The 26,400-nt window shown below is 41.3% G+C and carries 20 protein-coding genes, 11 tRNA genes and 3 rRNA genes; 33 read left to right on the top strand and 1 reads right to left on the bottom strand.

Translation table 11 applies throughout. The annotated features are described in order from the left end of the window. Positions 1-117: 117 nt before the first annotated feature. Both adhE and gap read left to right on the top strand, forming a co-directional pair. Positions 118-2,769, top strand: coding sequence for a bifunctional acetaldehyde-CoA/alcohol dehydrogenase (gene adhE / locus ACVAMZ_RS08765; protein WP_461684616.1), 2,652 nt, complete (start codon positions 118-120; stop codon positions 2,767-2,769). 310 nt (positions 2,770-3,079) lie between these two features. Beyond that, entirely contained in the window at positions 3,080-4,090 is a 1,011-nt protein-coding gene (gap, locus tag ACVAMZ_RS08760) for a type I glyceraldehyde-3-phosphate dehydrogenase (RefSeq protein WP_006154814.1), read from the top strand. Between the two features lie 66 nt (positions 4,091-4,156). Here gap and ACVAMZ_RS08755 read toward each other — a convergent pair whose 3' ends face one another. After that, positions 4,157-5,032, bottom strand: coding sequence for an RluA family pseudouridine synthase (locus ACVAMZ_RS08755; protein WP_461684615.1), 876 nt, complete (start codon positions 5,030-5,032; stop codon positions 4,157-4,159). A gap of 88 nt (positions 5,033-5,120) precedes the next feature. Here ACVAMZ_RS08755 and pbp2a point away from each other — a divergent pair, with 88 nt between their 5' ends. From pbp2a to ACVAMZ_RS08600, 31 genes are all read left to right on the top strand, one after another. Next, a complete protein-coding gene (gene pbp2a / locus ACVAMZ_RS08750) occupies positions 5,121-7,346 on the top strand; it encodes a penicillin-binding protein PBP2A (protein WP_461684614.1) in 2,226 nt (741 codons plus the stop codon). Between the two features lie 184 nt (positions 7,347-7,530). Then, a complete protein-coding gene (locus tag ACVAMZ_RS08745) occupies positions 7,531-8,010 on the top strand; it encodes a sigma factor (protein ID WP_004251150.1) in 480 nt (159 codons plus the stop codon). Positions 8,011-8,077: 67 nt separating this feature from the next. Then, positions 8,078-8,149 (top strand) — tRNA-Glu (locus ACVAMZ_RS08740). Positions 8,150-8,378: 229 nt separating this feature from the next. Next, positions 8,379-9,927: ribosomal RNA gene (locus ACVAMZ_RS08735) — 16S ribosomal RNA — on the top strand. A 50-nt stretch (positions 9,928-9,977) separates the two neighbouring features. After that, positions 9,978-10,050, top strand: a tRNA-Ala gene (locus tag ACVAMZ_RS08730). Between the two features lie 125 nt (positions 10,051-10,175). Then, positions 10,176-13,078: ribosomal RNA gene (locus ACVAMZ_RS08725) — 23S ribosomal RNA — on the top strand. Positions 13,079-13,155: 77 nt separating this feature from the next. After that, positions 13,156-13,271, top strand: a 5S ribosomal RNA gene (gene rrf / locus ACVAMZ_RS08720). The 16S, 23S and 5S rRNA genes sit together here with 11 tRNA genes alongside, the layout of an rRNA operon. Positions 13,272-13,275: 4 nt before the next feature. After that, positions 13,276-13,348 (top strand) — tRNA-Val (locus ACVAMZ_RS08715). A 2-nt stretch (positions 13,349-13,350) separates the two neighbouring features. Further along, positions 13,351-13,423 (top strand) — tRNA-Asp (locus ACVAMZ_RS08710). 18 nt (positions 13,424-13,441) lie between these two features. Continuing rightward, positions 13,442-13,514 (top strand) — tRNA-Lys (locus ACVAMZ_RS08705). Positions 13,515-13,519: 5 nt separating this feature from the next. Continuing rightward, a tRNA-Leu gene (locus tag ACVAMZ_RS08700) sits at positions 13,520-13,601 on the top strand. Positions 13,602-13,613: 12 nt separating this feature from the next. Next, positions 13,614-13,686, top strand: a tRNA-Thr gene (locus ACVAMZ_RS08695). Between the two features lie 27 nt (positions 13,687-13,713). Further along, positions 13,714-13,785, top strand: a tRNA-Gly gene (locus ACVAMZ_RS08690). Between the two features lie 7 nt (positions 13,786-13,792). Continuing rightward, positions 13,793-13,878 (top strand) — tRNA-Leu (locus ACVAMZ_RS08685). Positions 13,879-13,889: 11 nt separating this feature from the next. Next, positions 13,890-13,963, top strand: a tRNA-Arg gene (locus tag ACVAMZ_RS08680). Positions 13,964-13,977: 14 nt separating this feature from the next. Beyond that, positions 13,978-14,051 (top strand) — tRNA-Pro (locus ACVAMZ_RS08675). A 187-nt stretch (positions 14,052-14,238) separates the two neighbouring features. Further along, positions 14,239-15,513 carry a glycosyltransferase gene (locus ACVAMZ_RS08670; RefSeq protein ID WP_461684613.1) on the top strand — a complete coding sequence of 425 codons (1,275 nt, stop codon included), beginning with the start codon at positions 14,239-14,241 and terminating at the stop codon, positions 15,511-15,513. Next, on the top strand, positions 15,510-16,490 hold the full coding sequence (locus ACVAMZ_RS08665; RefSeq protein ID WP_461684612.1) for an NAD-dependent epimerase/dehydratase family protein: 981 nt from the start codon (positions 15,510-15,512) through the stop codon (positions 16,488-16,490). Before ACVAMZ_RS08670 ends, ACVAMZ_RS08665 begins: the two co-directional genes overlap by 4 nt. Continuing rightward, positions 16,465-17,280 carry an MBL fold metallo-hydrolase gene (locus tag ACVAMZ_RS08660; protein ID WP_263394130.1) on the top strand — a complete coding sequence of 272 codons (816 nt, stop codon included), beginning with the start codon at positions 16,465-16,467 and terminating at the stop codon, positions 17,278-17,280. Before ACVAMZ_RS08665 ends, ACVAMZ_RS08660 begins: the two co-directional genes overlap by 26 nt. Next, on the top strand, positions 17,258-18,520 hold the full coding sequence (locus ACVAMZ_RS08655) for a F390 synthetase-related protein (protein WP_461684611.1): 1,263 nt from the start codon (positions 17,258-17,260) through the stop codon (positions 18,518-18,520). Before ACVAMZ_RS08660 ends, ACVAMZ_RS08655 begins: the two co-directional genes overlap by 23 nt. 14 nt (positions 18,521-18,534) lie before the next feature. After that, complete coding sequence (locus ACVAMZ_RS08650; protein ID WP_461684610.1) at positions 18,535-19,479, top strand: 3-oxoacyl-[acyl-carrier-protein] synthase III C-terminal domain-containing protein; 945 nt, start codon at positions 18,535-18,537, stop codon at positions 19,477-19,479. Between the two features lie 171 nt (positions 19,480-19,650). Then, positions 19,651-21,183, top strand: a complete 1,533-nt coding sequence (gene cls, locus ACVAMZ_RS08645; RefSeq protein WP_461684609.1) for a cardiolipin synthase — start codon at positions 19,651-19,653, stop codon at positions 21,181-21,183. 255 nt (positions 21,184-21,438) lie between these two features. After that, positions 21,439-21,729, top strand: a complete 291-nt coding sequence (locus ACVAMZ_RS08640) for a thiamine-binding protein (protein ID WP_461684608.1) — start codon at positions 21,439-21,441, stop codon at positions 21,727-21,729. Further along, positions 21,692-22,450, top strand: a complete 759-nt coding sequence (locus tag ACVAMZ_RS08635) for an ABC transporter permease (protein ID WP_461684607.1) — start codon at positions 21,692-21,694, stop codon at positions 22,448-22,450. Before ACVAMZ_RS08640 ends, ACVAMZ_RS08635 begins: the two co-directional genes overlap by 38 nt. Before the next feature lie 38 nt (positions 22,451-22,488). Further along, the gene (locus ACVAMZ_RS08630) at positions 22,489-23,496 is read left to right on the top strand and encodes an ABC transporter substrate-binding protein (protein ID WP_461684606.1); all 1,008 of its coding nucleotides are present in this window, start codon (positions 22,489-22,491) and stop codon (positions 23,494-23,496) included. Then, complete coding sequence (locus ACVAMZ_RS08625; RefSeq protein WP_461684605.1) at positions 23,496-24,224, top strand: ABC transporter ATP-binding protein; 729 nt, start codon at positions 23,496-23,498, stop codon at positions 24,222-24,224. Before ACVAMZ_RS08630 ends, ACVAMZ_RS08625 begins: the two co-directional genes overlap by 1 nt. Positions 24,225-24,347: 123 nt before the next feature. Then, positions 24,348-24,674, top strand: coding sequence for a hypothetical protein (locus tag ACVAMZ_RS08620; RefSeq protein WP_414254636.1), 327 nt, complete (start codon positions 24,348-24,350; stop codon positions 24,672-24,674). 50 nt (positions 24,675-24,724) lie between these two features. Next, on the top strand, positions 24,725-25,000 hold the full coding sequence (locus ACVAMZ_RS08615) for a hypothetical protein (RefSeq protein WP_414254635.1): 276 nt from the start codon (positions 24,725-24,727) through the stop codon (positions 24,998-25,000). A gap of 151 nt (positions 25,001-25,151) precedes the next feature. Continuing rightward, complete coding sequence (locus ACVAMZ_RS08610; protein ID WP_461684604.1) at positions 25,152-25,412, top strand: hypothetical protein; 261 nt, start codon at positions 25,152-25,154, stop codon at positions 25,410-25,412. Between the two features lie 157 nt (positions 25,413-25,569). After that, complete coding sequence (locus ACVAMZ_RS08605) at positions 25,570-25,809, top strand: hypothetical protein (protein WP_414254633.1); 240 nt, start codon at positions 25,570-25,572, stop codon at positions 25,807-25,809. 27 nt (positions 25,810-25,836) lie between these two features. Beyond that, positions 25,837-26,139, top strand: a complete 303-nt coding sequence (locus tag ACVAMZ_RS08600; RefSeq protein ID WP_461684603.1) for a DUF7675 family protein — start codon at positions 25,837-25,839, stop codon at positions 26,137-26,139. Positions 26,140-26,400: the final 261 nt, after the last annotated feature.

Below are 26,400 nucleotides of genomic sequence, written 5' to 3'. Positions count from 1 at the left end.
AAAAAAAGTTTGTGAAATTTCTATGAAACTGTTTACAAATCTTGAAAAAAGAGTTATAATAAGATTGTGAAAAAATTAACAAAGGACTTACAATCCTTGAAAGCTATGGAGGAAAATATGGCTGATAAAAAAACTGTAACACCAGAGGAAAAGAAACTCGCTGCTGAAAAGCATGTTGATGGTTTGGTGCAAAAAGCTTTGGTTGCCCTTGAAGAAATGCGTAAACTTGACCAAGATCAAGTCGATTATATCGTAGCAAAAGCTTCAGTTGCAGCTCTTGATGCCCACGGAGAATTGGCTTTACATGCCTTTGAAGAAACAGGACGTGGAGTATTTGAAGATAAAGCGACTAAAAACCTATTTGCTTGTGAGCACGTGGTAAATAACATGCGCCACACTAAAACAGTTGGTGTTATCGAAGAAGATGATGTAACAGGATTGACTCTTATCGCTGAACCGGTTGGTGTTGTTTGTGGTATCACTCCAACAACAAACCCTACTTCAACAGCAATCTTTAAAGCTTTGATTTCATTGAAGACTCGTAATCCTATTGTCTTTGCGTTCCACCCATCAGCTCAAGAATCATCAGCTCACGCTGCTCAAATCGTGCGTGATGCAGCGATTAAAGCAGGAGCTCCTGAAAACTGTGTACAGTGGATTACTGAACCATCTATGGAAGCAACTAGCGCATTGATGAACCACGAAGGTGTTGCAACAATCCTTGCAACAGGTGGGAATGCCATGGTTAAAGCTGCATACTCATGTGGAAAACCAGCTCTTGGGGTAGGTGCCGGAAACGTTCCAGCTTATGTTGAAAAATCAGCTAACATCCGCCAAGCTGCTCACGACATCGTCATGTCTAAATCATTTGATAACGGTATGGTCTGTGCATCTGAACAAGCGGTTATCATTGATAAAGAAATTTATGATGAATTTGTAGCTGAGTTCAAATCTTACCATACTTACTTTGTAAACAAAAAAGAAAAAGCTCTTCTTGAAGAGTTCTGCTTCGGCGTGAAAGCAAACAGCAAAAACTGTGCTGGTGCAAAATTGAACGCTGACATCGTTGGTAAACCAGCAACTTGGATCGCAGAACAAGCAGGATTTACTGTTCCGGAAGGAACAAACATTCTTGCTGCAGAATGTAAAGAAGTTGGCGAAAAAGAGCCGTTGACTCGTGAAAAATTGTCACCAGTTATCGCAGTTTTGAAATCTGAAAGCCGTGAAGACGGTATTTCTAAAGCTCGTCAAATGGTTGAATTTAACGGTCTTGGACACTCAGCTGCCATCCATACTGCTGATGAAGAATTGACTAAAGAATTTGGTAAAGCTGTTAAAGCTATTCGTGTTATCTGTAACTCACCTTCTACTTTCGGTGGTATCGGGGATGTTTATAATGCCTTCTTGCCATCATTGACACTCGGATGTGGTTCTTACGGACGTAACTCAGTTGGGGATAACGTTAGCGCCATTAACCTCTTGAATATCAAAAAAGTCGGAAGACGGAGAAATAACATGCAATGGATGAAACTTCCTTCAAAAACATACTTTGAACGTGATTCAATTCAATACCTTCAAAAATGTCGTGACGTTGAGCGTGTCATGATCGTTACTGACCACGCTATGGTAGAGCTTGGCTTCCTTGATCGTATCATCGAACAACTTGACCTTCGTCGCAATAAGGTTGTTTACCAAATCTTTGCAGATGTAGAACCAGATCCAGATATCACGACAGTTGAACGTGGTACTGAGATTATGCGTTCCTTCAAACCAGATACAATCATCGCTCTTGGTGGTGGATCACCAATGGACGCTGCTAAAGTAATGTGGCTCTTCTACGAGCAACCAGAAGTGGACTTCCGTGACCTTGTGCAAAAATTCATGGATATCCGTAAACGTGCCTTCAAATTCCCATTACTTGGTAAGAAGACTAAATTCATCGCGATCCCAACTACATCTGGTACAGGATCTGAAGTAACTCCATTTGCCGTTATCTCTGATAAAGCAAACAACCGTAAATACCCAATCGCTGACTACTCATTGACACCAACTGTGGCAATTGTAGACCCTGCCTTGGTATTGACAGTTCCTGGATTTGTTGCTGCTGATACTGGTATGGACGTATTGACTCACGCAACTGAAGCTTACGTATCACAAATGGCTAGCGATTACACTGATGGACTTGCTCTTCAAGCGATCAAACTCGTATTTGAAAACCTTGAAAGCTCAGTTAAGAATGCAGACTTCCACTCACGTGAGAAAATGCATAACGCTTCAACTATTGCTGGTATGGCCTTTGCTAATGCCTTCCTAGGAATTTCTCACTCAATGGCTCACAAGATTGGTGCACAATTCCACACAGTTCACGGACGTACAAATGCAATCTTGCTTCCATACGTTATCCGTTACAATGGTACACGTCCAGCTAAGACAGCTACATGGCCTAAGTACAACTACTACCGTGCAGATGAGAAATATCAAGATATCGCTCGTATGCTTGGACTTCCAGCTTCTACTCCAGAAGAAGGGGTTGCATCTTATGCTAAAGCTGTTTACGAACTCGGTGAGCGCGTAGGTATCGAAATGAACTTCAAAGCACAAGGTGTTGACGAGAAAGAATGGAAAGAACATTCACGCGAATTGGCCTTCCTTGCTTATGAAGATCAATGTTCACCTGCAAACCCACGTCTTCCAATGGTTGATCATATGCAAGAAATCATCGAAGATGCTTACTATGGATACAAAGAAAGACCAGGACGTCTTAAATAATTGATTATCAGTCAGAGGCAGGAGTAATCCTGTCTCTTTTTTATAGTTTTTCAAAATAGAAGAGGTTAAAAGTTTAACAAAAAAGTTTTGTAAATAACTATAAAGATGTATGTTGATAGACTTTTGACAAAGGGAATCTATATAAAATTGTGTATCTAGAAAATAGAAAACTGAAGTGAAAATCAACGTCAGCGCTTGCAATAAAACTAAAATAGTTATATAATAGGTTTGTTGAAAGGTGATTTGTAGTGATTCAAGTTACTCTTTTCACAATAAAATTTTCATGATTTTCATAAGGAGGAAATCACTAATGGTAGTTAAAGTTGGTATTAACGGTTTCGGTCGTATCGGTCGTCTTGCTTTCCGTCGTATCCAAAATGTAGAAGGTGTTGAAGTTACTCGCATCAACGACCTTACAGATCCAGTTATGCTTGCACACTTGTTGAAATATGACACAACTCAAGGTCGTTTCGACGGTACTGTGGAAGTTAAAGAAGGTGGATTCGAAGTTAACGGTAAATTCGTTAAAGTTTCTGCTGAACGTGATCCAGAACAAATCGACTGGGCTAACGACGGTGTAGAAATCGTTCTTGAAGCAACTGGCTTCTTTGCTACTAAAGCAGCTGCTGAAAAACACTTGCATGCTGGTGGTGCTAAGAAAGTTGTTATCACTGCTCCTGGTGGATCAGATGTTAAGACAGTCGTATTTAACACTAACCACGATATTCTTGATGGTACTGAAACAGTTATCTCAGGTGCTTCATGTACTACAAACTGCTTGGCTCCAATGGCTAAAGCTCTTCAAGATAACTTCGGTGTTGTAGAAGGATTGATGACTACTATCCACGCTTACACTGGTGACCAAATGATCCTTGACGGTCCACACCGTAAAGGTGACCTTCGTCGTGCACGCGCTGGTGCTGCTAACATCGTTCCTAACTCAACTGGTGCTGCTAAAGCAATCGGTTTGGTTATCCCTGAATTGAACGGTAAATTGGACGGAGCTGCACAACGCGTTCCTACTCCAACTGGATCAGTAACTGAATTGGTAGTTGTTCTTGAAAAGAACGTTACTGTTGATGAAGTAAATGCAGCTATGAAAGCTGTTGCTAACGAATCATACGGTTACACTGAAGATCCAATCGTTTCTTCAGACGTTGTAGGTATGTCATACGGTTCATTGTTTGACGCAACTCAAACTAAAGTTCTTGACGTTGACGGTAAACAATTGGTTAAAGTTGTATCATGGTACGACAACGAAATGTCTTACACTGCACAACTTGTACGTACTCTTGAATACTTCGCAAAAATTGCTAAATAATTTCTGAGTCAAAAAAGCAAGACCAATAGGTCTTGCTTTTTGTATCTAACAAAATGGATGATTTTATCATCCATTTTGTTTTAATTCTCTTTCAAATGTATCTGAGAGAGTGGTAAAGCTTAATTTATTTAAAGTCAGAGGGTGGATAAAGGATAGTTTAAATGCGTGAAGCATCAGCCTCTTGTTTTTTGAGTGTGGGTTGTAGAGAGGGTCCCCGAGGATTGGATGTCCGTGGTGAGATAGGTGGACTCGGATTTGATGAGTACGTCCTGTTTTTAATCTACACCGAACGAGACTGGTTTTGTTTTGAAATTGTTTTAACCGAGTTACATGAGTTTCGGCGTATTGACCATTTTTTTGATCCACAATTCTTTTTCTACGATCGTGGCGATTGCGACCGATTTTATCTCGGAAGATCAAGTCCTTAGCCTCTAATCTTCCATCAACCAGAGCCCAGTATTCTCGAGAAATCTCTTTCTTTTCTAATAAGCGATTAAGGATAGGAAGAATGAATGGATTCTTAGCAAACAGTACGAGACCACTTGTTTCCATATCTAGTCTATGGACAACATAGCAGGTTTGGCCGACATAGGCGCTGACATGATTGAGAAGAGCTATCTCGTCTGGCTGATTTCCATGTGTCTTCATACCCTCAGGTTTATTGACGATAATTAAATGTTGGTCTTGATAGACTTCTTCGACAAGTTTGGGATTTCCCCAGAGAATTTTTTTTGTAGGATAATCCTCCTCATCGAAGATCAACTGACATTCATCCCCAGCTTTGACCGTTTGATGCCAGTGGACTTCTTCTTGATTAATGAGGATGTGTTTTTTGATTCTCAAAAAGTGCCTTATTTTTCTAGGTATTAACAGCTGTTCTTCTAGAAAATGTTTGACAGTCATTTCGGGTAGAGAGTCGGGGATTGTAAAGGTAAATTTCATACTGATATTGTAACAAAAATCAATTTATTTGGACAGGGGAACTAGCAAAATTCTTGTCTTCCTATGGGGAAGATGATAAAATATACGCATGAAATTAGATACCTTATTTGAAAAATTTCTTTCTTTGTTTAAAAAAGAAGAATTTGAAATTGAAAAAACAGAAATGAATGGAATTGAACAAGAAGAAAGTGTGTCGAGCAATTTACGGCGTTCAAGAGCAGGACGAAAGAAAGCGGGGGCAATTGGCCCTGTTCGAAAATTTTGGCGTCGCTATCACCTGACAAAAATCTTTTTGATTCTTGGGCTTAGTGCCAGCTTGTTTGTTGGGGTCTATTTGTTTGCTCTAGCAAAATCGACAAATGTTACCGACTTACAAAACGCTTTAAAAACTCGCACTCTGATTTTTGACAGAGAGGAAAAAGAAGCAGGCGCCTTGTCAGGTCAAAAAGGCACCTATGTCGAACTTTCGGACATCAGTGAAGACTTACAAAATGCCGTCATTGCTACAGAAGATAGAAGTTTCTACAAGAACGATGGTATTAACTATGTTCGTTTTTTTCTAGCGATAGTGACGGCTGGACGCTCAGGTGGTGGTTCTACAATTACCCAACAATTGGCGAAGAATGCCTATCTTTCTCAAGATCAGACTGTACAGAGAAAGGCGAAAGAATTCTTTTTAGCTTTAGAGCTAACTAAAAAGTATAGCAAGAAAGAAATTCTGACTATGTACTTGAACAATGCCTACTTCGGAAATGGAGTTTGGGGTGTTGAAGATGCAAGTAAAAAATACTTCGGGGTCTCAGCTTCTCAACTGACGCTTGATGAAGCTGCAACTTTAGCTGGAATGCTCAAAGGGCCGGAATTGTATAACCCTTTGAATTCTATTGAAGATTCTACTAATCGTAGAGACACTGTTCTACAAAACATGGTCGCTGCTGGCTATATTGATAAAGACAAAGAAGCGGAAGCTTCGGGTGTTGATATGGCCTCTCAACTGCAAGATGCTTATGAAGGTAAAGTTTCAGACTACCGATATCCATCCTATTTTGATGCTGTTGTTAATGAAGCAATTGAAAAGTATAATTTAACTGAAGAAGAAATTGTGAACAACGGCTATCGTATATATACGGAATTAGATCAGAATTACCAGGCTAATATGCAGGTCATTTATGAAAACACAGCTCTCTTTCCAACCGCAGAAGATGGAACTCATGCTGAGTCGGGAAGTGTTGCTCTAGAGCCAAAAACAGGAGGAGTTCGAGGAGTTGTTGGTCGTGTAGCAGGAGATGATAAAGCCGGCTTCCGAAATTTCAACTATGCGACTCAATCAAAAAGAAGCCCAGGTTCAACTATTAAGCCCTTAGTTGTCTATACCCCAGCAGTCGAAGCTGGTTGGGCTCTAAATAAAGAGTTGGACAATCATACTATGGAGTATGGTGATTACAAGGTAGATAACTACGCAGGAATCAAAACATCTCCAGAAGTTCCAATGTACCAAGCTTTAGCTGAATCCCTAAACCTTCCTGCAGTAGCCACGGTTAAGGAACTTGGTATTGAAAAGGCTTTTGAATCAGGTGAAAGATTCGGGCTTAACTTAACCGATGTAGATCGTGTGTTGGGTGTTGCACTGGGTGGTGGTGTGGAAACTAGTCCACTGCAAATGGCGCAAGCTTATGCAGCATTTGCAAACGAAGGTTTGATGCCTGAAGCACATTTCATTACACGTATTGAAAATGCAAGTGGGCAAGTCATTGCTACTCATAAGAATTCTCAAAAACGAGTGATAGATAAATCCGTAGCGGATAAAATGACTAGTATGATGCTAGGGACATTCACAAACGGTACAGGGATAAGTTCATCACCAGGTGATTATGTTATGGCCGGGAAAACAGGTACAACAGAAGCAGCCTTCAACCCGGTGTATACGAGTGACCAGTGGGTTATCGGCTATACGCCAGATGTAGTCATTAGTCACTGGCTTGGTTTCCCGACAACCGATGAAAATCATTATCTAGCAGGTTCGACATCAAATGGCGCCGCTCATATTTTTAGAAGTATGGCAGAAACAATTCTTCCATATACGCCAGGAAGTACATTTACAGTTGAAAACGCCTATAAAATAAATGGGATTGCTCCTAAAAATGTTCCAAATCAGTCTGCTGACAATGGTGGAGGGCAGTCAAATGACTCTATAAATGATATCCAAAGTAGAGCTCAGAACCTTATTGATGAAGCAGAAAAAGCTATTTCAGATGCAAAAATTAAAGAAAAGGCAAAAACCGTCTGGGATACAATTGTAGATTTGTTCCAATAAATTTTTTAAAAGACAAGAGCATAACTCTTGTCTCTTTTTATATCCTAAAAAGTCTAAAAAGATATCCCAACGAAATATCAAAAATTCTAAAAAATATAATCAAGCAAGATAAATAACAAAATAGAAGAAATGTCATAATTCGTCTCTACCTTTGCTATACTATTGGCAGAAAAGGAGAACGACTATGTTAGACATGAATTATCACGAAGTAAAAGCTATTGTACATAAGTGTAGAAAAGAATACTACCTTCATTTATGGGAAAAAGAAGATTGGGATCAAGAGGGAATGATTTGCCTACATGACTTATTAGAAAATCACCCTGATTTTAAGGAAAATAAAAATAAGGAATTTTATACCTACTTCAAAACAAAGTTTCGAAATCGAATTTTGGATGCAGTTCGAAAACAAGAAAGTTATAAAAGAAGATTGGATCGACAAGCTTATGAAGAAGTGAGCGAGATTAGCCATCGATTAGGCGAAGGGGGGTTGTTGATAGATGAGTCTTACGCACTACAAGAATTGCTTAACGAGTATCGAGCAGGATTAGGGAAAGAAAAATTGGAGTTATTTGAACGATTGTTGGCTGATGAGCGATTCAAAGGAAGAAAAGCAATGTTGAAAGAACTAAAGCATGTACTAAGAGATTTTTCTCCAAAAAGATAAAAAAATAAGCTCAAGTTCTTGACAAGAATCTAAAAGTCGGTATAATAGAAAGAGTTAAAAAAGCTCAGGTCCGTTGGTCAAGGGGTTAAGACACCGCCTTTTCACGGCGGTAACACGGGTTCGAATCCCGTACGGACTATGGGTGTATCGCGGTTAATGGAAATAGGATTTAAAAAAAGTTAAAAAAACCTGTTGACAGAGAAAAGTGACTGTGATATACTAATATAGTTGTCGTAAGCGCGACAAAGACCTTTGAAAACTGAACAAGACGAACCAATGTGCAGGGCACTATAACATTAAGTTGTAGTACTGAACAATGAAAAAAACAATAAATCTGTCAGTGACAGAAATGAGTGAGAACTCAAACTTTTAATGAGAGTTTGATCCTGGCTCAGGACGAACGCTGGCGGCGTGCCTAATACATGCAAGTAGAACGCTGAAGGAAGGAGCTTGCTCTTTCCGGATGAGTTGCGAACGGGTGAGTAACGCGTAGGTAACCTGCCTGGTAGCGGGGGATAACTATTGGAAACGATAGCTAATACCGCATAACAGTAGATATCGCATGATAACTACTTGAAAGGTGCAATTGCACCACTACCAGATGGACCTGCGTTGTATTAGCTAGTTGGTGAGGTAACGGCTCACCAAGGCAACGATACATAGCCGACCTGAGAGGGTGATCGGCCACACTGGGACTGAGACACGGCCCAGACTCCTACGGGAGGCAGCAGTAGGGAATCTTCGGCAATGGACGGAAGTCTGACCGAGCAACGCCGCGTGAGTGAAGAAGGTTTTCGGATCGTAAAGCTCTGTTGTAAGAGAAGAACGAGTGTGAGAGTGGAAAGTTCACACTGTGACGGTATCTTACCAGAAAGGGACGGCTAACTACGTGCCAGCAGCCGCGGTAATACGTAGGTCCCGAGCGTTGTCCGGATTTATTGGGCGTAAAGCGAGCGCAGGCGGTTAGATAAGTCTGAAGTTAAAGGCTGTGGCTTAACCATAGTACGCTTTGGAAACTGTTTAACTTGAGTGCAAGAGGGGAGAGTGGAATTCCATGTGTAGCGGTGAAATGCGTAGATATATGGAGGAACACCGGTGGCGAAAGCGGCTCTCTGGCTTGTAACTGACGCTGAGGCTCGAAAGCGTGGGGAGCAAACAGGATTAGATACCCTGGTAGTCCACGCCGTAAACGATGAGTGCTAGGTGTTAGACCCTTTCCGGGGTTTAGTGCCGTAGCTAACGCATTAAGCACTCCGCCTGGGGAGTACGACCGCAAGGTTGAAACTCAAAGGAATTGACGGGGGCCCGCACAAGCGGTGGAGCATGTGGTTTAATTCGAAGCAACGCGAAGAACCTTACCAGGTCTTGACATCCCTCTGACCGCTCTAGAGATAGAGTTTTCCTTCGGGACAGAGGTGACAGGTGGTGCATGGTTGTCGTCAGCTCGTGTCGTGAGATGTTGGGTTAAGTCCCGCAACGAGCGCAACCCCTATTGTTAGTTGCCATCATTCAGTTGGGCACTCTAGCGAGACTGCCGGTAATAAACCGGAGGAAGGTGGGGATGACGTCAAATCATCATGCCCCTTATGACCTGGGCTACACACGTGCTACAATGGTTGGTACAACGAGTCGCAAGCCGGTGACGGCAAGCTAATCTCTTAAAGCCAATCTCAGTTCGGATTGTAGGCTGCAACTCGCCTACATGAAGTCGGAATCGCTAGTAATCGCGGATCAGCACGCCGCGGTGAATACGTTCCCGGGCCTTGTACACACCGCCCGTCACACCACGAGAGTTTGTAACACCCGAAGTCGGTGAGGTAACCTTTTAGGAGCCAGCCGCCTAAGGTGGGATAGATGATTGGGGTGAAGTCGTAACAAGGTAGCCGTATCGGAAGGTGCGGCTGGATCACCTCCTTTCTAAGGATAAGGAATGCACATTGGTCTTGTTTAGTCTTGAGAGGTCTTGTGGGGCCTTAGCTCAGCTGGGAGAGCGCCTGCTTTGCACGCAGGAGGTCAGCGGTTCGATCCCGCTAGGCTCCATTGGTGAGAGATCACCAAGTAATGCACATTGAAAATTGAATATCTATATCAAATAGTAACAAGAAAATAAACCGAAAACGCTGTAGTATTAATAAGAGTTTATGACTGAAAGGTCAAAAAAGTAAGGTTAAGTTAATAAGGGCGCACGGTGGATGCCTTGGCACTAGGAGCCGAAGAAGGACGTGACAAACGACGATATGCCTTGGGTAGCTGTAAGTAAGCGATGATCCAGGGATTTCCGAATGGGGGAACCCAACAGGTACTACCTGTTACCCATATCTGTTAAGGATATGAGGAGGAAGACGCAGTGAACTGAAACATCTAAGTAGCTGCAGGAAGAGAAAGCAAAAGCGATTGCCTTAGTAGCGGCGAGCGAAACGGCAGGAGGGCAAACCGAAGAGTTTACTCTTCGGGGTTGTAGGACTGCAATGTGGACTCAAAGACTATAGAAGAATGACATGGGAAGGTCAGCCAAAGAGAGTGAGAGCCTCGTATTTAAAATAGTCTTTGTACCTAGCAGTATCCTGAGTACGGCGAGACACGTGAAATCTCGTCGGAATCTGGGAGGACCATCTCCCAACCCTAAATACTCCCTAGTGACCGATAGTGAACCAGTACCGTGAGGGAAAGGTGAAAAGCACCCCGGGAGGGGAGTGAAATAGAACCTGAAACCGTGTGCCTACAACAAGTTCGAGCCCGTTAATGGGTGAGAGCGTGCCTTTTGTAGAATGAACCGGCGAGTTACGATATGATGCGAGGTTAAGTTGAAGAGACGGAGCCGTAGGGAAACCGAGTCTGAATAGGGCGCTTTAGTATTATGTCGTAGACCCGAAACCATGTGACCTACCCATGAGCAGGTTGAAGGTGCGGTAAGACGCACTGGAGGACCGAACCAGGGCACGTTGAAAAGTGCTTGGATGACTTGTGGGTAGCGGAGAAATTCCAAACGAACTTGGAGATAGCTGGTTCTCTCCGAAATAGCTTTAGGGCTAGCGTCGACATCAAGATTCTTGGAGGTAGAGCACTGTTTGGGTGAGGGGTCCATCCCGGATTACCAATCTCAGATAAACTCCGAATGCCAATGAATTATGGTCGGCAGTCAGACTGCGAGTGCTAAGATCCGTAGTCGAAAGGGAAACAGCCCAGACCACCAGCTAAGGTCCCAAAATAATTGTTAAGTGGAAAAGGATGTGGGGTTGCACAGACAACTAGGATGTTAGCTTAGAAGCAGCTATTCATTCAAAGAGTGCGTAATAGCTCACTAGTCGAGTGACCCTGCGCCGAAAATGTACCGGGGCTAAAACAATTTACCGAAGCTGTGGATACCTTTATAGGTATGGTAGGAGAGCGTTCTATGTGTGGAGAAGGTGTACCGTGAGGAGCGCTGGAACGCATAGAAGTGAGAATGCCGGTATGAGTAGCGAAAGACAGGTGAGAATCCTGTCCACCGTAAGACTAAGGTTTCCAGGGGAAGGCTCGTCCGCCCTGGGTTAGTCGGGACCTAAGGAGAGACCGAAAGGTGTATCCGATGGACAACAGGTTGATATTCCTGTACTAGAGTATGTAGTGATGGAGGGACGCAGTAGGCTAACTAAAGCAGACGATTGGAAGTGTCTGTCTAAGCAGTGAGGTGTGAATTGAGTTAAATGCTTAATTCTATAACATTGAGCTGTGATGGGGAGCGAAGTTTAGTAGCGAAGTTAGTGACGTCACACTGCCAAGAAAAGCTTCTAGCGTTTAAACATACTCTACCCGTACCGCAAACCGACACAGGTAGTCGAGGCGAGTAGCCTCAGGTGAGCGAGAGAACTCTCGTTAAGGAACTCGGCAAAATGACCCCGTAACTTCGGGAGAAGGGGTGCTGACTTTAAGTCAGCCGCAGTGAATAGGCCCAAGCAACTGTTTATCAAAAACACAGCTCTCTGCTAAATCGTAAGATGATGTATAGGGGGTGACGCCTGCCCGGTGCTGGAAGGTTAAGAGGAGTGCTTAGGAGTAATCCGAAGGTATGAATTGAAGCCCCAGTAAACGGCGGCCGTAACTATAACGGTCCTAAGGTAGCGAAATTCCTTGTCGGGTAAGTTCCGACCCGCACGAAAGGCGTAATGATTTGGGCACTGTCTCAACGAGAGACTCGGTGAAATTTTAGTACCTGTGAAGATGCAGGTTACCCGCGACAGGACGGAAAGACCCCATGGAGCTTTACTGCAGTTTGATATTGAGTGTCTGTACCACATGTACAGGATAGGTAGGAGTCTATGAGATCGGGACGCCAGTTTCGAAGGAGACGCTGTTGGGATACTACCCTTGTGTTATGGCCACTCTAACCCGGATAGGTGATCCCTATCGGAGACAGTGTCTGACGGGCAGTTTGACTGGGGCGGTCGCCTCCTAAAAGGTAACGGAGGCGCCCAAAGGTTCCCTCAGAATGGTTGGAAATCATTCGCAGAGTGTAAAGGTATAAGGGAGCTTGACTGCGAGAGCTACAACTCGAGCAGGGACGAAAGTCGGGCTTAGTGATCCGGTGGTTCCGTATGGAAGGGCCATCGCTCAACGGATAAAAGCTACCCTGGGGATAACAGGCTTATCTCCCCCAAGAGTTCACATCGACGGGGAGGTTTGGCACCTCGATGTCGGCTCGTCGCATCCTGGGGCTGTAGTCGGTCCCAAGGGTTGGGCTGTTCGCCCATTAAAGCGGCACGCGAGCTGGGTTCAGAACGTCGTGAGACAGTTCGGTCCCTATCCGTCGCGGGCGTAGGAAATTTGAGAGGATCTGCTCCTAGTACGAGAGGACCAGAGTGGACTTACCGCTGGTGTACCAGTTGTCTTGCCAAAGGCATCGCTGGGTAGCTATGTAGGGAAGGGATAAACGCTGAAAGCATCTAAGTGTGAAACCCACCTCAAGATGAGATTTCCCATGATTTTATATCAGTAAGAGCCCTGAGAGATGATCAGGTAGATAGGTTAGAAGTGGAAGTGTGGCGACACATGTAGCGGACTAATACTAATAGCTCGAGGACTTATCCAAAGTAACTGAGAATACGAAAGCGTAAGGTTTTCTTGGAATTTGATAGATATTCAATTTTGAGTAGGTATTACTCAGAGTTAAGTGACGATAGCCTAGGAGATACACCTGTACCCATGCCGAACACAGAAGTTAAGCCCTAGAACGCCGGAAGTAGTTGGGGGTTGCCCCCTGTGAGATATGGAAGTCGCTTAGCTCGAGGGAGTTTAGCTCAGCTGGGAGAGCATCTGCCTTACAAGCAGAGGGTCAGCGGTTCGATCCCGTTAACTCCCATAGGTCCCGTAGTGTAGCGGTTATCACGTCGCCCTGTCACGGCGAAGATCGCGGGTTCGATTCCCGTCGGGACCGTAATAACGAAAGTTATTTGACTCGTTAGCTCAGTTGGTAGAGCAATTGACTTTTAATCAATGGGTCACTGGTTCGAGCCCAGTACGGGTCATATTTGCGGGTTTGGCGGAATTGGCAGACGCACCAGATTTAGGATCTGGCGCTTAACGGCGTGGGGGTTCAAGTCCCTTAACCCGCATAATAGAAATCAGCCGGCTTAGCTCAGTTGGTAGAGCATCTGATTTGTAATCAGAGGGTCGCGTGTTCAAGTCATGTAGCCGGCATTTTTTTTAATATAAACCAGAGTCGATGCGAACGTAGTTCAGTGGTAGAACACCACCTTGCCAAGGTGGGGGTCGCGGGTTCGAATCCCGTCGTTCGCTTATAGAGGCCGGGGTGGCGGAACTGGCAGACGCACAGGACTTAAAATCCTGCGATTGGTAACGATCGTACCGGTTCGATTCCGGTCCTCGGCATATATTGAAGAGCACCCTTAGCTCAACTGGATAGAGTACCTGACTACGAATCAGGCGGTTAGAGGTTCGACTCCTCTAGGGTGCATTAACAATTTAATTCGGGAAGTAGCTCAGCTTGGTAGAGTACTTGGTTTGGGACCAAGGTGTCGCAGGTTCGAATCCTGTCTTCCCGATTGGTCAATACTTGAATTGAGGCAATTGCCTTTTTTTTATTTTTATATTTGATTTTGATCATTATAATCTGAAAATTACATTGCGTTTTCTTAAATGTTTCGTTACTTTTTCATGTCTAAACTAATAAATATGTAAAGAATTATCTTATCGATAGTTCTTTTTTTTAAAATTTGATATCCTAGACATATGAAAAGAATCAAAATTGATGTTGTAGTTGTGCCTTTAAGTGGACATCTGTACCCAACAATGAATTTATTAATACCCTTACTTAATAACCCTCGATATGATATTCGCTTATTCACTGGTCCTCAAAAAAAAGCCGTTGCCGAATCTGCAGGTTTTCATGTAGTTCCAATACTAGAAAATCACATTGAGGATTTTGAACGGGCTGCTAATAATGATCAGCAATTAGGGATACTATCAGCTTATCAACAACTTTCTTCTAGTATTGATTTAATTAATGTAGTTTCAGATCAATTATTGGAAGAGTGGCAAATGAATCGCCCTGATATCGTCATTGCTGATTTTATAACCTTGTCTGGAGGTTTAGTAGCTAATCAACTTGGTATTCCTTGGATAACTACTATGGCTACCCAGTTTGCGATTGAAACGACAGATGGTCCTCCTTGTTTCTTTGGTGGACTGGGAAGTCCCAAGAATTTTTGGCAGGCTACAATACAATTTTTGGGGAGAAAAGCAACTCGTATAGTGAAACGTATTGTATCTTTTTCATTCCGTGATCGTTTAAAGAGATATAAATTCAAAGTATATAACCAACTCGGTCAGGAGACAATTTATTCTCCTTATTCCATTCTCGCTATTGGCATGAAAGAATTAGAACTTAAAAAGGAATTTCCAGAGCATTTTCGTTGGGTGGGCCCATCAGGAGCTTCAGTTGAGGCAGGAGAGGATTATCCTTTAGATTTGTCTCCTTTTATGGAGCGAAAGAAAGTTTTGATGACTTGCGGTACACAACTAGCTTGGGCAAAAGAAAATCTTATTTATCAAGCTAAGCAACTTGCAAAAGCTCATCCTGATTGTCACTTTTTTGTAACTCGTGGTGTAGGTGGAGAGGCCTTCCAATGTGAAAAACTCATGGAGAATCTGTCCCTTGTTTCTTATCTCCCTTATAAGGAGTATATCCCTCAGATGGATTATGTCATTCATCATGGTGGAGCTGGAATTTTTTATCAATGCATTATTTATGGTAAGCCAGCTTTGATATTACCTCATGATTATGATCAATTTGATTATGCCGTTCGTGGGGTTGAGGCCGGTATTGCTTTTACAGCTAAAAGAGATAATAGCGAGGCCATTGGACAAGCCTTTGAGAAACTGTTAGCTATAGAAAATTGGCCAGAATTAGAGACTTTGCGCCAGGCAGCACAGTCTTATCATCCGACGGAAATTTTGGAGAGTGAAATTCATCGTCTGCTAGCGGATAAGGAGAAAGAAAAATGAAAACAGTTTTAGTAACTGGAGCAACAGGTTTCTTGGGTAAATATGTAGTAGAAGAATTAGTAGATCATGGTTATCTAGTGCGAGCTTTTGGCAGAAATAGAAAAGTTAGTTACTCCTTAGAGAATTCTTCAGTCAGTTTTTTTAAAGGGGATTTGACCAAAGCTGATGATGTGCTAGAGGCTTGTAAGGGGATGGATATGGTCGTTCATGCGGGAGCTCTGTCAACAGTTTGGGGCCCGTGGGAAGATTTTTATCAGGCCAATGTTTTAGGGACTAAACATGTTCTTGAAGCTTGTCGTCAAGCTGGAATTCAGCGCTTAGTCTATGTATCCTCGCCAAGTATTTATGCTGCTCCCAAGGAGCAGTTGGCTATCAAAGAAAGTGATGCTCCAGAGGAAAACAATCTCAATAACTATATCCGTAGTAAATTAGCTTCGGAGAAACTCTTTAAAGATTATCCAGATGTTCCTAGTATCATCTTGAGACCTCGTGGACTTTTTGGGATTGGGGATACCAGTATTTTGCCACGGGTGATCAACCTTAGTCAAAAAATAGGAATTCCTTTGATTGGAGATGGGCGTCAGCTCATGGACATGACTTGTGTGGAAAATGTAGCTTTGGCAATTCGTTTGGCTTTGGAAACTCCAGAAGCAAAAGGTGATATCTATAACATCACTAATGGCGAACCAAGAGCTTTTAGGGATTTGCTGGAGGAAAGTTTGACAGGTTTGGGTTATCCAATCAAATATAGAAAAATTCCAGCAACTCTATTATCGGGAATTGCCAGTAGTTTAGAGTTTCTTTATAAGACTCTGAATCTTAAAGGGGAGCCAGCCCTGACACGCTATACCTATTACCTGCTTCGCTATAGTCAGACTCTTGATATTAGTAAGGCTGAGAAGGAACTGGGTTATCATCCAAAAATAAGTATTTCAGAAGGGATTGAGCAATATGTCCAAGATTATCGAAAGCATTGAGTATTTCCCAGCAGGATATTGTACAAGTTATGCTGGTTTGCTCTTTAAGGGTGTCAAGAATAGAAAGATGACTTTTCCAGCGGGTGTCTTTTTAATCAAGCATAAGGAAAAGGGCTATCTGCTTTACGATACTGGCTATCACTATGATATTAAGAGGAAACTTCGTTATGGTTTTTATCGTCTAGGAACTCCAGTTCAAATGACGGAGGAGGATCAGATTTCACATTTGCTGGAAGCTAAAGGAATAAAGCCAGAAGACATTAACTATGTCTTGCTATCTCATTTACATCCAGATCATCTAGGAGGGGCTAGCTTCTTTCCTCATGCAAACTTTATCCTGACCCAGGAAGTGTATGATGTTTATAAGAAACCAAAACTAAAAGATTTAATTTTTAAAGAATTTTTACCGGCTACTTTTGAGGAGAGGTTGACAGTTATTAAGGCAGATCAGCAAAATGCTAACTTTAACTATCGGCCTACCAAGGATCTTTTTGGAGACGGAAGTATCCTTGTAGCTTCGATAGATGGTCATGCCAAAGGGCAAGCTTGTCTCTTTATTCCAGACTATCATCTCTTTATCGCGGCAGATCTTTGTTGGGGAATAGACCTCTTGCCTTATACCAAGCAGATGCATCTGATTCCTTCCTTGGTTCAAGATAGCAAGACTGACTATATCAAGGGAACAGAGTTACTGGAAGAAGTCTTGAGAGACGGCATTGAGGTAGTTGTCAGCCATGACCCTGTAGAAAGGATTGAGCGGATTTTGTATGAAAAAAATAACCTTTCTTAAAACGTTTATCCAAACTCGGTGGCTTCATCATTTTAAATCTCGAGACGCTTTAGAAAACTATCAGAAAAAGCAACTAGCTGCCTATATGGCCTTTCTTAAACGTGAGTCGCCTTATTTTAAAAATGGGGTACCTAGCGACTTTGACCATATGGACAAAGCTTTTATGATGGCTCATTTTAATGAGCTCAACACCCAAGAAGTGGATCGAGACGAGGCCTTGGCTTTGGCTATCGAAAGTGAAAAGACTCGAAATTTCACAGAACTTAAAGGAGAAATAGCTGTCGGTCTTTCTTCAGGGACATCCGGGCATCGGGGAATCTTTATTACAACCGAAAAAGAGCGAAGTATGTGGGCGGCGGCAATCCTAGCCAAGATGTTGCCTAAAGGTCAACTTTTTGGACACCGCATCGCCTTTTTCCTGAGAGCGGATAATGAACTCTATCAGACAATCAATACGGCACTCATTCGTTTAGAATACTTTGATATTTTCAAGAATACAGATGAGCATATCGAGCGTCTCAATAGTTATCAACCGACTATTGTAGTGGCACCTGCTTCTATGTTGATTGAATTGAGCAAGCGCCTAAAAGCCGGAGAGCTAAAGATTCATCCGCAAAAAATCGTATCGGTGGCTGAAATCTTGGAAGATAGTGATAAAGAGCGAATTTTGAGCGCTTTTGAGTTGCCGATTATTGACCAAGTCTACCAGGCAACCGAAGGTTTCCTAGCCTGTACTTGCTCTGCTGGGAATCTTCATCTCAATGAAGACATCATTTTTGTAGAAAAGCACTACTTGGATGAACGACGTTTTTATCCAGTGATTACGGATTTTAAGCGGAGCAGTCAGCCTGTTTATCGCTACCAACTCAACGATATCTTGGTTGAAAATCCTAAACCTTGTCCATGTGGATCTCATTACACAAGGATTGACAAGATCGAAGGGCGTTCTGACGACATCTTCTATTTTGATGGACGAGATGGAGGTCAGGTAACGATTTATCCTGACTTTATCAGACGTTGCATCCTCTTTGTGGAGAATGTTGGAGATTATCAAGTTAAGCAACACTCTGAGAAGCTAGTGGAAGTTTGTTTGAGTCGAAGAGATGAGCAAGTAGAAACAGCAATCACAGAGCAATTCAGACTCTTGGCGCAACAAAAAGAGTTTAAAACACCTGAAATAAAATTTTCAGATTATCACTGGGATACAAGCCGTAAGCTCAAACGTATCCAACGTTTATGAAAGGACAAAAGATTATGACAGAAGTGAAAAGACATGTAGAAATTGCAGGCTATGGAGTTTGCCTCCCAAAAAACACAGTGCAATTTAAAGACCAAACGCGTTATCGTGTCGTAGAAAATGAACAAACACAGCTAGATTTGGCAGAAGCGGCGATCCAAGCTGCGCTTGAAAATGCAAACTTAAGTATTAAAGATATTGATTGCCTTGTATCAGCTAGCGCGGTAGGTGTTCAACCTATTCCATGTACAGCTGCTTTGATTCATGAGCGCGTAGCAAAAGGACTCTCTATTCCAGCTATGGATATCAATACGACTTGTACAAGTTTTATCTCTGCTCTATCAACGATGTCATATTTGATTGAAGCAGGAGAATATGATCGCGTTTTGATTGTATCTAGTGAAGTCGGTAGCTTGGGTCTCAATCCAAAGCAAAAAGAAAGTTATGAACTCTTTGGTGATGGGGCGGCAGCCTTTATTTTCCAAGCAAGTGACAAGGATAAGGGAGTGATAGCAAGCCTTCAACGTACTTGGTCGGAGGGAGCTCACGATACTGAAATTCGTGGAGGTTTGACTTCATATCAACCAAAAGAGTACTCTGAAGAAACGAAGACCAATTTCATGTTTGATATGAAAGGGAAGAAAATCCTCTTGCTTTCTGCTCGTGTCATTCCAGAAATGTTCCAAGAATTCCAAGAGAAATCTGGTATTTCTAAAGATGCTGTAGACTATATTATTCCACACCAAGCTAGCCGAGCATTACCACTTGTTATGGATAAACTAGGAGTTAGCAAAGACAAGTATCTCAATATTGTCAGTGAGTATGGGAACATGGTTTCCGTTGCGGTACCTTTTGGCTTGGCCTATGCACTCGATCATGGCTATGTGAAGGAAGGAGATACCATCTTCTTGATGGGGACTGCAGCTGGTATGACGGTTAATATGTTGGCTTTGAAATTGTAAAATAAGAGCAGGCACCTATAAGTGGCCTGCTTTTTAAATTAATTTTAAACATAGAACTATCGGCCTATACAGAAAAAGCTTGATAAGTTTTATGAAACTAAGTATACTAGAAGGGAACAAGCGTTTTCAGACGTTGAATTAGGGAGTATACTTAGAAGTTGAGAGGGAGATATGGGAATCAGAAAATTTCGATTATTGATGTCCAAGTATGGCTTTAGTATTGCGATTATCCTGATAGAATTATTTGTTATTTTTGGAATTATTCTTTACATGAGCCAGATTGCACCAATTATTTGGGTGACTCTTGTATTTTTGATCAGCGTAGCAACCGTTATAGCGATTGTCAATCGTTCCATGTCGCCAGAGAGTAAGGTGACTTGGTTGATTGTGACCTTTGTGCCTGTGTTTGGTCCGTTACTTTATATCATGTTTGGTGAGCGCCGACTATCAAAAAAAGAGCTGAAACAACTCAGAGAATTGCGTTCGATTACTTTACAAGAGAAGCATGAAGATAGTCTTCATCAGAACCTACAAGAAACTGATAAATCTGCCTATGGGATTATCAACGCTTTGCTACATATGGATAGCAATGCGGAAGTCTATGAGCATACGGATTCACAATTTTTCGCAAATGGAGAAGAAATGTGGCAGCAGATGCTGAAGGATCTTAAAAGAGCTAAAAAATTTATTTTTCTAGAATATTACATTGTCGACGAAGGTTTGATGTGGGATAGCATGTTCGAAATTCTCGAAGAAAAAGCTGCTCAGGGTGTTGAAGTCAAGATGCTCTATGACGATATTGGTTGTATGGTGACTTTGCCTGGGGATTATACTGTTTATTTGCGGTCTAAAGGAATTGATGCTCATAAGTTTAATAAGGTGATTCCTCGTATGACAGTGGCCTATAACAACCGTGACCACCGTAAAATCTTGGTCATTGATGGGCAGATTTCCTACACTGGTGGGATCAACCTCGCAGACGAATATATCAATCATATTGAACGTTTTGGACACTGGAAAGATAGTGGAATTCGGATAGATGGTCCGGCGACTCAAGCCTTTACCAGACTATTTCTCATGAACTGGTACATCAACCGTGGGGAAATCAGTGACTTTGATCAGTATCATTTGGAAAATCAGACACGGTCTGGTAGTGGTCTTTGTATCCCATACGGTAGTGGACCGAAACCAATCTACCAGATGAAGGTGGGTAAAATTGTCTATCAAAATCTGATTAATCAAGCAGAGGATTTTGTTTATATCACAACGCCTTATCTCATTATCGATTATGATTTAACAGAGGATATAAAGAATGCGGCGATGCGAGGTGTAGATGTGAGAATAGTCACACCCCACATACCAGATAAGAAACTCATTCAACTTGTAACACGGGGAGCTTATCCAGATCTTTTATCTGCGGGTGTTCGCATTTTTGAATACACACCTGGTTTTATCCATAGTAAGCAAATGATTGTTGATGATCGATTTGCGGCTGTGGGTACGATTAACTTGGATTATCGTAGCTTGGTCCACCACTATGAAAATGCAGTACTACTCTACAAAACAGAGTCAATCGCGGATATTCGCAAAGATTTTGAAGAAATTTTTGAACAATCTCAAGAAATCTTCTCGGATACCATAAATCCTACATGGTATCAAATGATGATTAAAGAAGTAACACAGTTATTTGCACCAATGCTTTAATTGAAAGAGATGGATTACCATCTCTTTTTTTCTGCAAGCAGTTTCCTTGACATCTTGTTTTTTTTGCGCTATCATATGTCCATATAATATATGGGAGTCTGTGTACAGTCTGAGAGGAAGTGTTAAACTTCGACCGCACCTGATCTGGGTAATGCCAGCGTAGGGAACGAATACTTGGCCTAATTTTGCACCTTTTTCATATATGAAAAAGGTTTTTCTTTTTGTTAAAAGAAAACCTGAGAAGAGGAGGTTTTTATGAAAGCAAGCATTGCCTTGCAAGTTTTACCCTTATCACAAGGAATTGATCGAATAGCTCTTATCGATCAAGTCATTGCTTATCTGCAAGCTCAAGGAGTGACTATGGTAGTGACACCCTTTGAAACGGTCTTAGAGGGAGACTTTGATCAACTCATGCGCATTCTCAAAGAAGCGCTAGAGGTAGCAGGTCAAGGGGCAGACAATGTTTTTGCCAATGTGAAAATAAATGTAGGAGAGATTTTAAGCATCGATGAGAAACTTGAAAAGTATCATGAGACGGCATATTAGTCTGCTAGGATTTTTGGGAGTCTTATCTTTTTGGCAGGTAGCGGGTTTGTTAAAACTCCTACCAAAGTTTATCTTGCCGACACCTCTTGAAATTCTTCAGTCTTTTGTTCGTGATAGAGAATTTCTTTGGTGCCATAGCTGGGCAACTTTGAGAGTAGCCTTGTTAGGTTTGGTCTTGGGTGTTTTAATAGCCTGTATCATGGCCGTCCTTATGGATAGTTTGGGTTGGCTCAATGACTTGATTTACCCTATGATGGTAGTTGTTCAGACCATTCCGACCATTGCTATAGCTCCTATCTTGGTCTTGTGGTTAGGTTATGGAATCTTGCCCAAGATTGTCTTGATTATCTTGACGACAACCTTCCCAATCATTGTCAGTATTTTAGATGGATTTAGACACTGTGACAAGGACATGCTGACATTGTTTAGTTTGATGCGAGCAAATCCCTGGCAAATTCTCTGGCATTTTAAAATCCCTGTCAGCTTGCCTTACTTTTATGCAGGACTGAGAGTTAGTGTCTCCTACGCCTTTATCACAACAGTGGTATCTGAGTGGTTGGGAGGCTTTGAAGGACTAGGTGTCTACATGATTCAGTCTAAAAAACTTTTTCAGTATGATACCATGTTTGCCATTATTATTCTGGTATCACTGATCAGTCTTCTGGGTATGAAGCTAGTCGATATCAGCGAAAAATATGTGATTAAATGGAAACGTTCATAGAACAATAACGTTTGAGAAAAAGAAAAGAGGAAATAAAAATGAAGAAAAAATGGAAAGTGTTTTTAACGATTGTAACAGCTCTTCTAGCTGTCGTGCTTGTGGCTTGTGGTCAAGGAACTGCTTCTAAGGATAACAAAGAAGCAGAACTCAAAAAAATTGACTTTATCCTAGACTGGACACCAAATACCAACCACACAGGACTTTATGTAGCTAAGGAAAAAGGCTATTTCAAGGAAGCTGGAGTGGACGTGGACTTGAAATTGCCACCAGAAGAGAGTTCATCTGATTTAGTAATCAACGGTAAGGCGCCATTCGCTATCTATTTCCAAGACTATATGGCTAAGAAATTGGAAAAAGGGGCAGGCATTACTGCCGTTGCAGCGATTGTAGAACACAATACATCAGGAATTATCTCTCGTAAGTCTGACAATATCAATAGTCCAAAAGATTTGGTTGGTAAGAAATATGGAACCTGGAATGACCCGACTGAGCTTGCTATGCTGAAAACCTTGGTAGAATCTCAAGGTGGAGACTTTGAGAAGGTTGAAAAAGTACCAAACAACGACTCAAACTCTATCACACCGATTGCCAATGGCGTTTTTGATGCTGCTTGGATTTACTACGGTTGGGATGGAATTCTTGCTAAATCGCAAGGTGTGGATGCCAACTTTATGTACTTGAAGGACTATGTTAAAGAGTTTGACTACTACTCACCAGTTATCATCGCTAACAACGATTATCTGAAAGACAACAAAGAAGAAGCTCGCAAAGTAATCCAAGCCATCAAAAAAGGCTACCAATATGCCATGGAGCACCCAGAAGAAGCAGCCGATATCCTCATCAAGAATGCACCTGAACTCAAGGATAAACGTGACTTCGTCATTGAATCTCAAAAATACTTGTCAAAAGAGTATGCTAGCGACAAGGAAAAATGGGGACAATTTGATGCGGATCGCTGGAATGCCTTCTACAAATGGGATAAAGAAAATGGTATCCTTAAGGAAGACTTGACTGATAAAGGGTTCACTAACGAATTTGTGAAATAATGACAGAAATTAGACTAGAACACGTAAGCTATGCCTACGATGATGAAAAGATTTTAGAGGATATTAACCTGCAAGTGACTTCAGGTGAAGTGGTCTCTATCCTAGGACCCAGTGGTGTAGGAAAGACAACCCTCTTTAACCTGATTGCAGGCATTTTAGAAGTCCAGTCAGGACGAATCATTCTTGACGGAGAGGAAAATCCCAAGGGACGCGTGAGCTATATGCTACAAAAAGACTTGCTCTTGGAGCATAAGACGGTCCTTGGGAATATCATCCTGCCCCTCTTGATTCAAAAGGTGGATAAGGCAGAAGCTATTGCTCGCGCAGATGAAATCCTTGCGACTTTTCAGTTAACGGCTGTACGAGACAAGTATCCTCATGAGCTCAGTGGCGGGATGCGTCAGCGTGTTGCTTTACTCCGTACCTACCTTTTCGGGCATAAGCTCTTTCTTCTAGATGAGGCCTTTAGCGCCTTGGATGAGATGACCAAAATGGAACTTCATGCTTGGTATCTAGATATTCACAAACAGCTGGAGTTGACGACACTCATCATCACGCATAGTATCGAGGAGGCCCTCAATCTCAGTGACCGCATCTATATCTTGAAAAATCGCCCTGGGCAGATTGTTTCTGAAATTAAACTCGATTGGTCCGAGACAGAGGACAAGGAAGTTCAAAAAATTGCCTATAAACGCCAAATCTTAGCGGAATTGGGGTTAAATAGTTAGAAATGAAGGGAGTTGGTGAAGTTTAATATTTACCAGTCCCTTTTTGTCTTTTACAAAGAGAAACTGACTTGCGAGAAGGTGCTAAAAGCGCTATAATGAAGAAAAATAAAACATGGTATAAAAATGGGATTTGATAAAGATTTTGTGGAAAATATTTTTTCTAGTGGAGAAGATAGAGTAAATAGGTCTATTTTTGTAAAACCGGAAGAACTTATTGAAATATCCGATGAAGAGCTAAGTTATTTTGGCGAGGGTATTTTTTATTGTTTACCTCGTAATCAGTATGTAATGGATAATAAAGATAAAATTAGACAAAAATATAAATTATCTAAAGAAATGCCTAAAATAAATGGCATTCCTTTACCAACTTTTTTAAAAATGAGAGCATGGGATAGAATTAGAAAGACCAAGCCAACCTTAAAAGAAATCATCAGGATGATTGAAAAATGATGATTCAGTGTAGGTGAAGTGTTGTCTTATAATTAGAAAGAGGAGTTGTTATGAGATACAGTCAACAAGTATTAGACATGCTAAAAAGAGGTGTAAGTGGTGATGTTGATGATTACTATGACTTTTTTCTTGAGCTCACTGCTAAATTAGGCGAAGATGAGGCTTTTGCTGACAGTTTGATAGCAGAGAATGAACCTCTTTTTGATGTTATTAATGATGAACCAATGTATTATTTCTATGTCGAAGAAGATACAGAGAACAGAGAATTGTGCCAAAATTTTTTAAAGACTTACTATGAAAAAGCAAAACAACTAGTAGATAGCTAAATTTGGGCTTATCTTGTTCTTTGAGTTTATAGGTGGAATGGTATTGTATGAAAAAAGAAGAAATTAAAAATATATAGGCGCAGATCTTGAATTAAATGTTAATGGCCGAGGTACTTACTTTAAATCAAGTATTTGTGTAGTAGGTAATTATATGAGAAATAGAATCATTGCTGTTTACAGAATTCCAAATCGTTTGGTCTCTATTACAGTTGAAAATCCAGACTTTTCTGAATTAAGAGTTAATCAATTTGTAAAAATTGGAGACAAAGAGTATAGGATAAATAGTCTCCCTTTTGTGGATTCAACTCCACCAAAATCTTTTTTTGAAATGAATACATTTGCAATTGACTACACAGAGGATGAATTGATGAATAAAGTGGCAGTATTTACGCTATCGGATAGTCAATCATAGCGTTTTGCATAGAAACTATAGCAATCAATCCGTTCAATGTGTCAAAATGTATTATAAATCTAAAAAATGAAGACGGTAGCTTGAAAGAATCAGGGCAAGTTGTGTGGTACTAAATGACTTGAACTTCTTTGGAAAATATAGTATGTAGGAAAAAGCAATGTTGAAACTAATTAAAATTTTCAATTCTAGTATTTTAGGATATTGGTATATTCCAGAAAATCGTGACCCAGGTTTGATTGAGATTGATGAGCGCACTGGTGAAGTTACAGTTGCTATCGAGTCAAATTATGATAAAGAACTTGGGGCACCCTATTATGCAAACAAGGCTCGTGGAGCAGTGAAGCAGATGTGGGATAGAGGCGAATTACCAAGCGAGAAATCTTTTACCTGGTGCTGATTTTAAGAGATAACAAAAAGTGATTAAATGATGTTAAATAATGAACTAAATGACTACAGCAAACAAGACCCATTCGATGAAACAGATGAAATAGATGAACCCATTTTTTCGGAGTCTAATCTTGAAGGGTACAGTGATTTTTACAAAGATAGTGAAGAGTCAAAAGTTTGGTGGATTGATAAGATAAATGTTAGAGGAGAAATATTATTCAGCTTTGACCAGAAAAAAATTTATAACCTTTTTCGTGATTATCCTCACAATATGACTGAAGAAGAAGTTAGAATTTTTGATAGAGAAAATCCTTACTGGAGAGATTTTTTCTCTCAGTGATAGAATATGAACTATAGTAGAAAAAACTGTGAAAAATTCACACTACCAAAAAACTTCGGTATACCATTAATGATACCGAAGTTTTATTTTTCTAGACTTTACGAAATATTTCTTAGATTTGATCATAAATAACATACTTTCAAAGGATTTGAAAGCTAGGTGTAATTTTGTTATTATAACATAATTGTAGAATAGAAAATGAAATGGGAATTGCTTGTTATCTATAGCTATTTTTAAAAGTCAGTATTTTCAAGGCTTGAG

It is taken from the genome of Streptococcus sp. KHUD_017, from assembly GCF_054861245.1.
This window is presented reverse-complemented; position numbering and strand designations above follow the sequence as displayed.

Coding starts and splice junctions, on each gene's coding strand:
- adhE (WP_461684616.1), top strand. CDS start 118: ATGGCTGATAAAAAAACTGTAACACCAGAGGAAAAGAAACTCGCTGCT.
- gap (WP_006154814.1), top strand. CDS start 3,080: ATGGTAGTTAAAGTTGGTATTAACGGTTTCGGTCGTATCGGTCGTCTT.
- ACVAMZ_RS08755 (WP_461684615.1), bottom strand. CDS start 5,032: ATGAAATTTACCTTTACAATCCCCGACTCTCTACCCGAAATGACTGTC.
- pbp2a (WP_461684614.1), top strand. CDS start 5,121: ATGAAATTAGATACCTTATTTGAAAAATTTCTTTCTTTGTTTAAAAAA.
- ACVAMZ_RS08745 (WP_004251150.1), top strand. CDS start 7,531: ATGTTAGACATGAATTATCACGAAGTAAAAGCTATTGTACATAAGTGT.
- ACVAMZ_RS08670 (WP_461684613.1), top strand. CDS start 14,239: ATGAAAAGAATCAAAATTGATGTTGTAGTTGTGCCTTTAAGTGGACAT.
- ACVAMZ_RS08665 (WP_461684612.1), top strand. CDS start 15,510: ATGAAAACAGTTTTAGTAACTGGAGCAACAGGTTTCTTGGGTAAATAT.
- ACVAMZ_RS08660 (WP_263394130.1), top strand. CDS start 16,465: ATGTCCAAGATTATCGAAAGCATTGAGTATTTCCCAGCAGGATATTGT.
- ACVAMZ_RS08655 (WP_461684611.1), top strand. CDS start 17,258: ATGAAAAAAATAACCTTTCTTAAAACGTTTATCCAAACTCGGTGGCTT.
- ACVAMZ_RS08650 (WP_461684610.1), top strand. CDS start 18,535: ATGACAGAAGTGAAAAGACATGTAGAAATTGCAGGCTATGGAGTTTGC.
- cls (WP_461684609.1), top strand. CDS start 19,651: ATGGGAATCAGAAAATTTCGATTATTGATGTCCAAGTATGGCTTTAGT.
- ACVAMZ_RS08640 (WP_461684608.1), top strand. CDS start 21,439: ATGAAAGCAAGCATTGCCTTGCAAGTTTTACCCTTATCACAAGGAATT.
- ACVAMZ_RS08635 (WP_461684607.1), top strand. CDS start 21,692: ATGAGAAACTTGAAAAGTATCATGAGACGGCATATTAGTCTGCTAGGA.
- ACVAMZ_RS08630 (WP_461684606.1), top strand. CDS start 22,489: ATGAAGAAAAAATGGAAAGTGTTTTTAACGATTGTAACAGCTCTTCTA.
- ACVAMZ_RS08625 (WP_461684605.1), top strand. CDS start 23,496: ATGACAGAAATTAGACTAGAACACGTAAGCTATGCCTACGATGATGAA.
- ACVAMZ_RS08620 (WP_414254636.1), top strand. CDS start 24,348: ATGGGATTTGATAAAGATTTTGTGGAAAATATTTTTTCTAGTGGAGAA.
- ACVAMZ_RS08615 (WP_414254635.1), top strand. CDS start 24,725: ATGAGATACAGTCAACAAGTATTAGACATGCTAAAAAGAGGTGTAAGT.
- ACVAMZ_RS08610 (WP_461684604.1), top strand. CDS start 25,152: ATGAGAAATAGAATCATTGCTGTTTACAGAATTCCAAATCGTTTGGTC.
- ACVAMZ_RS08605 (WP_414254633.1), top strand. CDS start 25,570: ATGTTGAAACTAATTAAAATTTTCAATTCTAGTATTTTAGGATATTGG.
- ACVAMZ_RS08600 (WP_461684603.1), top strand. CDS start 25,837: ATGATGTTAAATAATGAACTAAATGACTACAGCAAACAAGACCCATTC.